This window comes from Kitasatospora sp. NPDC059747 (genome assembly GCF_042732955.1).
In the GTDB taxonomy this organism is placed as follows: Bacteria; Actinomycetota; Actinomycetes; order Streptomycetales; family Streptomycetaceae; genus Kitasatospora.
This window is the reverse complement of the sequence record NZ_JBHWGV010000114.1, coordinates 18642-28776: the sequence shown is the minus strand read 5'-3', so window position 1 is coordinate 28776 and position 10135 is coordinate 18642. Positions and strand designations below refer to the sequence as shown.

Genomic DNA, 10135 nt, shown 5'->3' with positions numbered 1-10135 from the left:
GGCCCCCCCCGCGCCCCCCCGCCCCCCCCGCCCACCCCGGGGGCGCGGCCCGCCCACACCGCACACCGTTCGCCCCCCGCCCCCCCCGAATCGACCGGTGGGGGCGAGGCGCATTCGGCCCTACCGGGCGGATCCGCTCCGGTGCTGGGAGTGGCTCTGCACCGGTGCGGGCTGCTGCACCTGCTGGTGCGGCACCGCCGCCCGTTGGGCTGCTTGGACCCGCTGGGCATCCTCGGCGAGGCGCTGCGCGGGCGGCTGAGCGGCACGCCTGGACAGCTCCTGCTGGATCTGCCCGACGGCGGTCTCCAGCCCGGCTGCCCGCTGGTGCGCCTCCTGCGCCTGTGAGCGGGCCGACTCCAGGCCGCGCTCGCGCGCTGCGGTCGTGCGAGCCAGCACCTCGGCCGGATTGCCACCGGCCTGCTGCCAGGCCGCCAGTACGGCGTCGTGCTCCGAGGCGTCCCCGGCCGCACGCACGCTCACCTGCAGCTGCTCCCGCGCGGCGGCGAGGCGCTGATCCCCGGTCTGCACGGCCACGCCGAGCTGCGCGAGCTGCTGCTCGAGGGCCTCACGGTCGGCTCCGCGAACGGCGGGCCTCCCGAACCCGCCCCGCTCCGCCAACCGCTCCTCCACGGCCCCGGCCTGCTGCCTGGCCCGGTCGAGGTCCCCGGCCAACCGGTCGACACGGGCCGCGTCCGTCCGGCTCTGCAAGATCGCCTCCACCTGCCCCGCACGGGCGGCAACCCGCTGCTCCACCTCACCACCCGGCGCGAGCGCGGCCGCGATCTCCCCGACCCGCCCCTCGGCCGCCACGGCCTGCTGCCGGGCGCCCTCCGCCTCCCCGACAGCCCGGCCGAGCGCCGCACCGAGGTCGGCGTCCGGCACGTCCCCGTAGGGCAGCGGTCGAGTCGAGGCGCGGACGAAGTCGGCCCGGCTCGCCCGGTCGGGGAACTGCTCCATCCGGGACCAGGCCTGGGCGGCTTGCTCCTCCGAGATCCCCTGTTCTGCGAGGTGGTCCCGCAACTCGCTGTAGACCGGGTGGTCGACGCGGCGTACGACGCTGTCGAGTACGGTCTTCAGCTGCGGGTCGACCTCGGGGCTGCGGTCGACCCACTGCCGTACGGCGTCGGTGAACTGCGCCCGCTCCCGCATCCGTTCGGCCAGCCAGGTGGCATCCTTGGGGCCGAGGGCGGCGCGCTCCGCTGCGGCGTCGTACACGGCGACCAGCGCTGCAGCCTTGATTGCCTCGCGCGTCAGCGGATCCCGGAACCGTTCCGGGACAAGCGACGGATTGAAGCCGCGGAGCGCATCCGGGATGTCCCGCTGACGCCGCTGCTGGGGACCGTCGACGGTCACGCTGCGCGGAGTGTCCATCGGGCTGTGGAGAGTGTGCTCGATGACGTTGATGGGTTCCTTGCTGGCGAACGTCCACCCCTGGTTGGGATGGAGGTCGTCGAAGGGGTACCCCTTGCCCTCACCGGTCTGTTCGGCCTTCAGGTGGACGACGTAGCCGATCTTGCGATCGGGATTCGGATCATCCGGAGCGGCTCCGAAGAAGGCGTAGCGACCCTCGAAGTCGGTCCGCGGGTAAGCGGCGGCCAGGAGTTCCTGCACCGTACCCTTGTAGCTGCTGTCGACGAGTGTCAGACGGCTGCCGGGTATGCCGACGGGTACGTTCTCGTCGTCGAGATAGTCCGTCAGGGCGCGGTGGGCTCCGAGGACGCTGTCGGGAGCCACCCGGTCACGTGTTCCCCGGAACCCTTCGATGTCGGGGAACTGCTTTCCCCTGTTCTGCTCGAGATCCTGAAGCGCGGCCTCTGCTATGACGCGCGATAGCACGACCTCGCGGCAGCTTCTTGCGAAGAATTCCGGATCCAGCGCACGTGTGGCGGCGGCGAAGCTGTGTCCATCCCGTCCGAGAAAGACGACGAGGCGTCCTTGTTCGGCATCCGCTTTGAGATCGGGAAGCATCTCGGCCGCGATGGAGGTGATGAACGGCCCGTGGAAGCGACGGAAGACGTCGTAAGCCTCCGTGACGGCTCGTCTACCAGCGGGCGTGAGCTGGTAGTTGTCCATCAACGCCGTGATGGTTGGGTGCTCCCGCTCTATCAACCTTGCTCGCTTTCAGCGCGGGTGGAGGGCAGGCGCTCCGTCAGTGTTTTGGTGAGCCAGGTCATGAATGCGTCGTAGTCGGCGTCGAAGCTCCACCGGATCCGGACGCCGTCGTCACTCCTGGTGGTTCGTCCGATCTCGTCCATCGAGATGCCGATGGTGGCCGAATCGACGAATGGGAGCCTGAGGGCGGCTGTCAGAGTGAGGGCGTCGTGCTGCATGCTGCCGGGGTGGAAGCGTGTGAACCACGCGTCCAGGTGGGCGGCGAGGAGCGCGGCCCACTGAGGCGCGTGGGGGGCTGCCAGCCATTCGTACAGCGGGCTTTCCGCCGTGACCTCGATTTTCGGCGTGAAGGTTACCTCTGACGCAATGAACTCCGGCTTCCGTAGGTGTCCTACAGCGACCGCCTTGAGCACGCGGTGGGCGGCCGGGACGTCCAGGCGGACGTTGTGTTCGGCGATCTCCGGGTTGCGGTACCGCAGGGCGCCGCCCATCTGCGTCACCCGGAGCCGGGTAGCCGCCTCGGGTGCCTCGGCGAGGACGTGGGCGAGGTTCGACAGCGGGGCCATGCCGACCCACCGCACCGGGCCGTCCGTTGACGCCAGGACCTCGCGGACGGCGGCGACGATGTCGGTCCGCTGCGCCGGGACGTCCTGCGGCACGAGGTGCTCGATGACGAAGTACGGCGTGTCGGAGAGCTCGGCGCCGGCCACCGTCGCCACGTCGGGGCGGTCCATCAGGTCCAGCAGGTGGCGGGCGAAGCGTGCGCGTCGGCCCTGGGACTCGTCGCCGGTGATGACGAGCTTGAGGTCACTCGTGTACCGCGCAGCGGCGGCGACGGCCAGGGCGTCGTCGGGGTCCCCGCCGATGTCGGTGTCGATGATCAGCGGGGCGTTGCGCAGGTCCTCGGGCAGAGACGACGGGCGAATGTCTTTTGCCATCGCCGCGAACACGCTGTCGGGGATGGCTTCACCCAGTGCTGTGATGGCTTCCCTATGCCGACGCAGGTCGTCCCACGTGTCTTCCGAGTTGTCTCCCATTGTCCCTCTTCAGTCGATCGATCAAAGGTCGTCATGACCTTCGCGATTGCATCGTAGTGGGGTCCTCTGACCTGCCCCTGAGTGAGGGAACCCAGCACCTCCCCGCCGATCGGCGGGGAGGTGACTGAGTATCCGTACTCAGGCGGAACCCGCGTGCGGCGGCGGACGATGGCGGACGGCCTGCAGGATCAACGACTGTTGCTGCAAAGGGGAATGACGCATGGGAGCACTCTGGTCGTCGCCCGACGAACCGCACCGCCGGTCCGCACGGCGCGGATCTGTGCCCGGGAAGCGGCCCATGTCGTGCATCGAGTTCATCGGGTGCGCCCTGGCCGCCGTGCTGGCCCTCGCCGGGCTGGCGGTCCTCGGGGGGATGGTGCTGTTGTTCACCGGTTCGGTCCGACTGGTGCCGAACAAGTGAGGGGCGGACAGGGAGTGCGGCGCCTGGCCGTCCGCGTTCGGGTCCTCGTCGCGCTCGGCCGTCCCGCCGTCGCGCTGCTCTTCGCCCTCTACACGGCGCTCGGGCTCGCCCAGGCGGGGCACGCGGAGGACCGGCTCCTGTTCGCCGAGTGCGTCGTGCCGGTCGTGGCGTTCCTGCTCTGCTCGGTCTGCGTCAACGACCTCTCCGACGAGGCGATCGACCGGGTCAACCTGCCGGGGCACTGGAGTCGGCCGCTGGTCACGGCCGCGGCGGGGAGCCGGAACCTCGTCGTGACGGCCGCGGTGTCCGCCGTCGTCGCGCTCGGATCGGCTTCCCTCCTCGGGCTCCGGCCGGGGGTGTTGATGGTCGCGGCCCTCGCGCTGAGCGCCGGGTACTCGCTGCGCCCGGTGCGGCTGGCCGACCGGGGTGCCGTCGCGGCGCTGGCCCTGCCGGCCTGCTACGTCGCGCTGCCGTACCTGCTCGGCCTCACCGCCACCGGTGCCGCCGTCGGCCCTCGTGACCTGATGATGCTGGGCGGCCTCTACATCGGGTTCGTGGGCCGGATCCTGCTCAAGGACTTCCGTGACGTCCGGGGCGACGCCCTCTTCGGCAAGCGGACGTTCCTCGTGCGGCACGGGCGCCGCGCCACCTGTCTGTTCAGCGCCTGCTGCTGGGTGATCGGCACGTGCGTCATCCTGGCCGCCACGCCCCGGCCCACGCCGGCGTTCGTGGCCTCGTACGGCGTGTGCCTCGCCGCCGTGCTGCTCATCCTCCGCGCGCTGGCGAACGAGGTCGGGCACCGGCGGGAGGAGGCGCTCATCGCGGGTGCGGCGGTGATCGGCCGGGGGCTGCTGGTCCTCCAGCTCGCGCACGTGGCGATGGGGCAGGCCGGGTGGGGAACGGGGGTGCAGGCGTTGGTCGTCGGCGGGGTCCTCCTGGTGACGGTCGGCCAGGTCGTCGGCCTGGTGCGCTACGGGCCGGGAACCGGGCTCACCACCGCCTCGCTCGGGCAGGAGGCGGCCGAGGCGTCGTCGCCCGGTGATCGAGCACTTGTCGTGAATGCCCCCGCCCGGTAGGGGCGGGGGCGGATCGGTCACGACGGTTCCGGTGTGCCCGCCTGCGTGGTGGTCGCCGTGGTGGGCGGCGTCGCGTCGGCGGAGTCCGTGGTGGCCGGCGTGGTGGGCGGCGTCATCCTGAGCCAGCCCGGCAGCAGGGCGTCCACGGCGGGCATCGCCATGATCCGCGTGATGGCCGCGGCGACGGCGAGCGCGACGCCGAGACCGGGGAGGGTGGACGGCAGGTTCGTGGTGTGCACGAGGGCGGGCAGCGCGGCGGCGAGGCCGAGGACGAGCTGGAGGATCGTGCGGATCGTGCGGCGGACGGAGTCGGGCACCGGTTCTCCCTCAGGTGGTCGGGGTGGTGGGGGCGGGCACCGTGGACACCGCGGGCACTGCGGACACGGTCGGGTCGGTCGGGCCGGTCGTGACGTGCATCTCGACGCCGGACGCGAGGGCCTTGGCCACGGCGGCCTCGATGGCGGCGGTGACCGTGGCGGTGTCGATGCCGTCGGCGTGGGAGAGCAGCGTCTGCATGACCGCCGCCTGTGCCGCGATCTGGGCCTTCGCCACGGCGAGTTGGTACTGGATCGGGTTGTTGGCGGCGAGCAGCCACATCGCCGGGACGACCGCGTCGGCGCCGGTCCGCTGCTGCCAGTCGGCGGTCACGTTCGGCAGGCCGTGCTGCCAGACCTGCTGCGGCAGCCCCCGGACGAGGGTGCGGATGCCGTCCGGATTGTCGTCGGCGTAGTGGACGGCGTAGGCGATGGAGTCCCGGACGGGCTGGCTGCTGACCGCGTTGACGGTCTCCTCGCGGATCATCGCGCGGAGCTGGTCCTCGGTGTACGGCACGTCGTCCTCCTGCGGGGAGCGGTCGGGCATCCACTGCCCGTAGTCGGTGGTGGTGGCGGTGTTGCGGTCGCAGTCGACGCCGCCGATGGTGACCGCTCCGCCCTGCCGGAGGTGTGCGTCCGGGTCCCAGACGCCGCCGGACCACGCGGAGGTCTGCCAGTACCAGGTGACGAGCCCGGAGGCGGCGGCGCCCCGGACCACGTGCAGTCCGCCGTAGACGCCCGTTCGCGCCGCGCCGAGGACGCCGGCGGCGCCCGTGAAGTACGGCCGGACGCTCGGCCAGTCGGTGTCGGTGTCGACGGCGAAGTAGATCGGCCGGTCCGGGGGCATGCCGCAGGCGGCGGCCTGTGCCGCGGCCGTTCGGGCATCGGCGGCTCCGGCGGCCTGCCCGGCGAGGGCCCGGCCTTCGGTGGTCTCCCACACGACGCCGCACCAGATGCCGTGCGCGGCCAGGTCGTCGGCCTCCGCGCGGGTGAGGTTCTTCGACGCGTCGGTGCTGAGGTACCGCATGGCGAAGGCCGCGCCGGAGGCCTGGAGGGCGGCGGCCGTCGGGTGGGTCCAGGGGTAGTCGACTCCCCAGGTCACGAGGTGGCTCCCTTGGGTGTGTGGGGGTGAGAGCGGGAGTGGGGGTGGGGGTGAGGGCGATGGGCTCGGCGGACGGCCGGCCGGCGGGTTGTCCGAGTACGTTCTGCCCCGCCACCAAGAGCGGCAAAGCCCACAACCGCACCGTGTTTGACCAGGACATGGGCACGATCATCCCGGTGGGCCGGATGATCGGGATGGGCCCGGCATGAGCCCGGGATGAGCCCGGGATGCCGGCGGGGCCGGACGTCGGTGCGACGTCGCGCGGGCCGTACGCTACGTCGGAGCCCGCCGAGAACCCTGGAGAGCCTCCTTGCCCGCTGCGCGCCGACTCGTCCGCAACCCCGCCGCGTGGTACGCGGCCCTGCTGGCCGTCGGGGTGACGGTCACGCACGCGCTGCCCGTCGACGACGCGGAGCAGCTTCGCGCGTGGGCCTCGACCGATCTGGCCAACCTGCGGCCCTGGCCGGCCGGTCACCCCGTCGAGGCGCTGGTGGCGTCCGCGTTCGTGCCCCAGGGTGACGGGTGGGCGTGGCCGCTGCTCGCGCTGTCGGGGTTCACCGTGGTGGCGGTCCTCGGCCGGTTGCGTGCGGTGCTGGTGCTCGCGCTGGCCCACGCGGGGGCGACGGCCGTGACCGAGGGGATGGTCTGGTGGCGCATCCGGCACGGCGGCCTGCTGCCCGACGCCGCGTTCGAGCTGGACACCGGCCCGTCGTTCGTCGTGGTCGCGGCGATGGTCATCGCGGCGGGGTGCGCCCGCAGGGTGTGGTGGCGGGTGGTGTGGTCGGCCCTGCTGGTGGCGTCGGCGCCCGAACTGCTCGACGGCCTGCCCGACGGGGACGTGGCAGCGGTCGGACACGTGCTGGCCGCGCTCACCGGTCTCGCGGTCGTCGTCGCCCACCATGTCCGCCGCCGCCACCGGACCGCCGAACGGGAACCGGCCCGTTCGCAGGGTCGTTCGCAGGGCCGTGCGCCGAGGCGTTCACAGGGTCGTTCGCAGGGCCGCTCGCAGCGATGAGACATCCGCTCGGCGGAGCCGTGATGAGGCTCAGGCAGGCTCCGCCGAACCGGTGAGGCGGAGCTTGCGCTGGGCGCGCTGGTAGAAGGTGGTGCGGCCGAGCCGGACGACGCGGGCGGCGTCGGGCAGCATGGTCACCTCGACGACGTCACCGGGGGACACGTGGCCGGCCAGCAGGCCGTCGGCCTCGACGGCGAGGCCGCCGCTGTGCGGCAGCACCTCCAGCGCGAGCCGCTCACCGCTGGAGAGGAACACCGAGCGGTTGAACGCGGCGTGCGGGGCCACCGGCGTGATCAGCAGGCCCTCGGCGTTGGGCGAGACGATCGGACCGCCGGCCGAGAAGCTGTAGGCGGTCGACCCGGTCGGGGTGGCGACGACGACGGCGTCGGCGGTGTAGGACACGAACGGCTGGTCCTGCACCCGCACGGCGACGGCCGCGGTCCGGTGCCCCGGGCTGCGCACCAGCACGACGTCGTTGAGCGCCGTGTGCCAGGTGGAGCCGAAGCGGGCGTGCACGCCGGAGCGGGTCTCCACGGTGAAGCGGTGGTCGTCGATCGCGTCGAGCGCGGCCGGGAGGTCCGGCACGTCGACCTCGGCGAGGAACCCCAGGCGCCCGACGTTGACGCCGAGCACGGGGGCGTGGCCGCCGGACACCATCCGCATGGCGCGCAGCATGGTGCCGTCCCCGCCCAGGCTGATCAGCAGGTCGGCGCTCGCGGTCATCTCCTCCGCCTCGACCGGTACGGCCTCGCAGCCGATCCGCGTCACCTCGGCCGCCAGGCCCAGGACCTTGGCGCCGTGCCCCCGGCTCCACCGGAGGACGGTGTCCACGGTCGGCGCGCACGTGCGCTCGGGGTGGAGGACCAGCCCCACCGTGCCGATGAATCCCATCCGGGGCACCTCGCCGTCGTGCGGGCGGATGTTGCTCCTCCCAGTCACGCACAGCCGGGTGCCGCCTTCAAGGGCACGGGCCGGGGACGGCGCCGGCCAGGGGCGGCCGTGTACGGAGGGTTCCGGCGACGGGCACCGCGTGTCGTCCGAGAGCGCCGGTCGCGCGGCTCCTGGCCCGGTACGGCTCAGCCCCAGGCCAGGACGACCCCCGTGGCCACCAGCGCGCCGGCGAGCATGGCGGTCAGGCCGGCCCGCGGGCGTTCGAGGGTCCACCACAGGCAGGCCAGCACGAATATGCACAGGATGAATCCGGCCCCTATCAGGGCCAGGGCGTCGCGTCGGTGGCCGGTGACTCGGGCGCCGACGATCAGCGCGAGGTAGAAGCCGAGGATCACCCCGTTGATCGAGGACTTCACCGGGGAGGACTCGGCGCTCCCGTCCTGCCACCAGTCCCTGAGCCCGGCGAAGCGATCGGACGGCCTGGGCGTTCGCGCCTCGCGTTCGCGCGCGGCGGGCACCGGCACGGCGTCCTGCGGGACCGTCGCTTGCGGGACGGCCTCCCGCGGGACCGCGTCCTGCGGCACGGTGTCCTGCGGCGTGGCGGGTACGTCTGCCATCTGCGTTTCTCCCCCGAGAAGGCCGCGCCGCCCTCGCGGCTGCGGGGCGGGGCGGACCCGGGAAGCGTAGGACGTGCGGTGCACGGTGATCAACACCGGTCCGCTTCGGCGCACGGGACGGCCTCCTCCGCGTCTCCACGCCGCCCTCCGCTCGCCGAGGTCCGAACGGCGGAGCGTGCGGGTGTCGCTGTGACCCGCCTCGTCGGATCCGATGAGGGCCGGGCGCACCTCGGCCCCCGTGGGCTCCGTCGTCCTCTCCAGTGGACGGCGGAGCCCCGGGGGCCGGAGGTCTCATCCGGTGCCGGTGGCACGCGGCGCCGGATGGGTCTACGCGGGCTTGCGGCCGTGGTTGGCCTTCTTCTTCCGCCGGGCCTTCTTCTTGCGGGCGCGCTTGGACATCGGGGATCTTCTTCCGTTCTTCGGGTGGGCGGAGTTCGGGCCGGCGGGGTTCAGGCCGCCTGGCCGACCAGCTGGTCGGCGAGCTTGGCGAGCCGCTTCTTCGAACGCTCCTCCTGCGCCGCCTGGGCGGTGGCCGCGACCGAACCGCCTTCGTAGTAGGCGCCGTTGACGACCGGGAAGTCCGGCAGGCACACCCGGACGACGGCCGCCGCGCCCTCGGCCGCCGGGGCGCCGACGCGTCCGTACAGGGGGAGCAGGGCGGTCTCGCACTGGCCAGGGTTGACGCTGACGGCGGTGATGCCGGAGCCGTCCGGGGCCATCTCGGCGGTGTCCATGGTGAGCGCGAGCTGCGACTGCGCGTACGCGGCGACGCGCGAGTACTTCTTGACGCGGTGCGGGTCGGACCAGTTCATCGACGCGGTGCGGTGCAGGGCGGAGGAGACGTTGACGATGCGGGCGCCGTCGGCCGCCGTTAGCGGGGCGCGCAGGAGCTTGGCGAGGAGGTGGCCGGCGAGGAAGTTCACCTGGAGCGAGACCTCGTTGCCGTCGTCGGTGAGAGTGCAGCGCTCGGGGGCCATCACGGCGGCGTTGTTGACCAGCAGGTCCAGTGCCGGGTAGTGCTTGACGACCGTCCCGGCCAGCACCGCCACCTCCGACAGGCGGGTGAAGTCGGCTGCCAGCTCGACGAGTTGGTCCCGCCGGGCGCCGTCGGCGACCAGCCGGGCGACGGCCGCCTCCGCCTCGGCGGTGGTCCGGGCGTGCACCAGGACGGTGGCGCCGAGGCCGGCGAGGAGCCGGGCGGTCTCCCAGCCGATGCCGGAGGACGCGCCGGTGACGAGGGCGGTGCGGGCGGACAGAACAGAGACGGACATGACCCATCCAGGGTGGAGGGCGCCGACGGGGTGCGAAGGAGGCGCGGCGCGTGGCCGCATCTCCCCGGTGCCGTCGGCGCGGAGAGAAGTGATGCGCGGAGAGAGGCGATGAGCGGGAAGAGGTGATGCGCGGAGAGATGCTTCGCGCGTCCGAGAGATGTTTCGCGCGTCCGTCCCCCGGCCTCGGAGCCGACGGGGCGGGGGGGGGGCGGGAGGGTTAGGGGCCGGGGGCGGTGTGTTATTCAAATAATTAGCGGGCGTCGGAAATATGTTGTTTTT

The 10135-nt window shown here is 72.7% G+C and carries 10 protein-coding genes; 3 read left to right on the top strand and 7 right to left on the bottom strand.

Annotated elements, in window-relative coordinates; translation table 11 throughout:
* Positions 1 to 120: 120 nt before the first annotated feature.
* Together ACFV4G_RS34915 and ACFV4G_RS34910 are read right to left on the bottom strand one after the other, a co-directional pair.
* Positions 121 to 2073: a hypothetical protein gene (locus ACFV4G_RS34915; RefSeq protein ID WP_380446207.1), complete on the bottom strand. Its 1953-nt coding sequence runs from the start codon at positions 2071 to 2073 to the stop codon at positions 121 to 123.
* 32 nt (positions 2074 to 2105) lie between these two features.
* Positions 2106 to 3149, bottom strand: a complete 1044-nt coding sequence (locus tag ACFV4G_RS34910; protein ID WP_380446206.1) for a nucleoside hydrolase — start codon at positions 3147 to 3149, stop codon at positions 2106 to 2108.
* Between the two features lie 298 nt (positions 3150 to 3447).
* On the opposite strand from ACFV4G_RS34910, the gene ACFV4G_RS34905 reads away from it, so the two are divergent.
* Positions 3448 to 3570 (top strand): hypothetical protein, encoded by a 123-nt coding sequence (locus ACFV4G_RS34905; protein WP_359959260.1) that lies wholly within the window; start codon positions 3448 to 3450, stop codon positions 3568 to 3570.
* Positions 3567 to 4646, top strand: a complete 1080-nt coding sequence (locus ACFV4G_RS34900; RefSeq protein WP_380446205.1) for a UbiA family prenyltransferase — start codon at positions 3567 to 3569, stop codon at positions 4644 to 4646. The genes ACFV4G_RS34905 and ACFV4G_RS34900 overlap by 4 nt, the downstream gene beginning before the upstream one ends.
* Positions 4647 to 4663: 17 nt before the next feature.
* Here the strand turns inward: ACFV4G_RS34900 and ACFV4G_RS34895 are convergent, their stop codons facing one another.
* Positions 4664 to 4963, bottom strand: coding sequence for a hypothetical protein (locus tag ACFV4G_RS34895; RefSeq protein WP_380446204.1), 300 nt, complete (start codon positions 4961 to 4963; stop codon positions 4664 to 4666).
* A 10-nt stretch (positions 4964 to 4973) separates the two neighbouring features.
* A complete protein-coding gene (locus ACFV4G_RS34890; protein ID WP_380446203.1) occupies positions 4974 to 6062 on the bottom strand; it encodes a glycoside hydrolase domain-containing protein in 1089 nt (362 codons plus the stop codon).
* Between the two features lie 310 nt (positions 6063 to 6372).
* Between ACFV4G_RS34890 and ACFV4G_RS34885 the strand changes: the two genes are divergently transcribed.
* On the top strand, positions 6373 to 7077 hold the full coding sequence (locus ACFV4G_RS34885; protein WP_380446202.1) for a rhomboid-like protein: 705 nt from the start codon (positions 6373 to 6375) through the stop codon (positions 7075 to 7077).
* 30 nt (positions 7078 to 7107) lie between these two features.
* Here ACFV4G_RS34885 and ACFV4G_RS34880 read toward each other — a convergent pair whose 3' ends face one another.
* The 3 genes from ACFV4G_RS34880 to ACFV4G_RS34870 all read right to left on the bottom strand — a co-directional run bounded on the left by ACFV4G_RS34880 (position 7108) and on the right by ACFV4G_RS34870 (position 9856).
* Positions 7108 to 8016, bottom strand: coding sequence for an NAD(+)/NADH kinase (locus ACFV4G_RS34880; RefSeq protein WP_380446201.1), 909 nt, complete (start codon positions 8014 to 8016; stop codon positions 7108 to 7110).
* A 137-nt stretch (positions 8017 to 8153) separates the two neighbouring features.
* Complete coding sequence (locus tag ACFV4G_RS34875; protein WP_380446200.1) at positions 8154 to 8585, bottom strand: hypothetical protein; 432 nt, start codon at positions 8583 to 8585, stop codon at positions 8154 to 8156.
* Between the two features lie 449 nt (positions 8586 to 9034).
* On the bottom strand, positions 9035 to 9856 hold the full coding sequence (locus tag ACFV4G_RS34870) for an SDR family NAD(P)-dependent oxidoreductase (protein WP_380446199.1): 822 nt from the start codon (positions 9854 to 9856) through the stop codon (positions 9035 to 9037).
* Positions 9857 to 10135 lie beyond the last annotated feature (279 nt).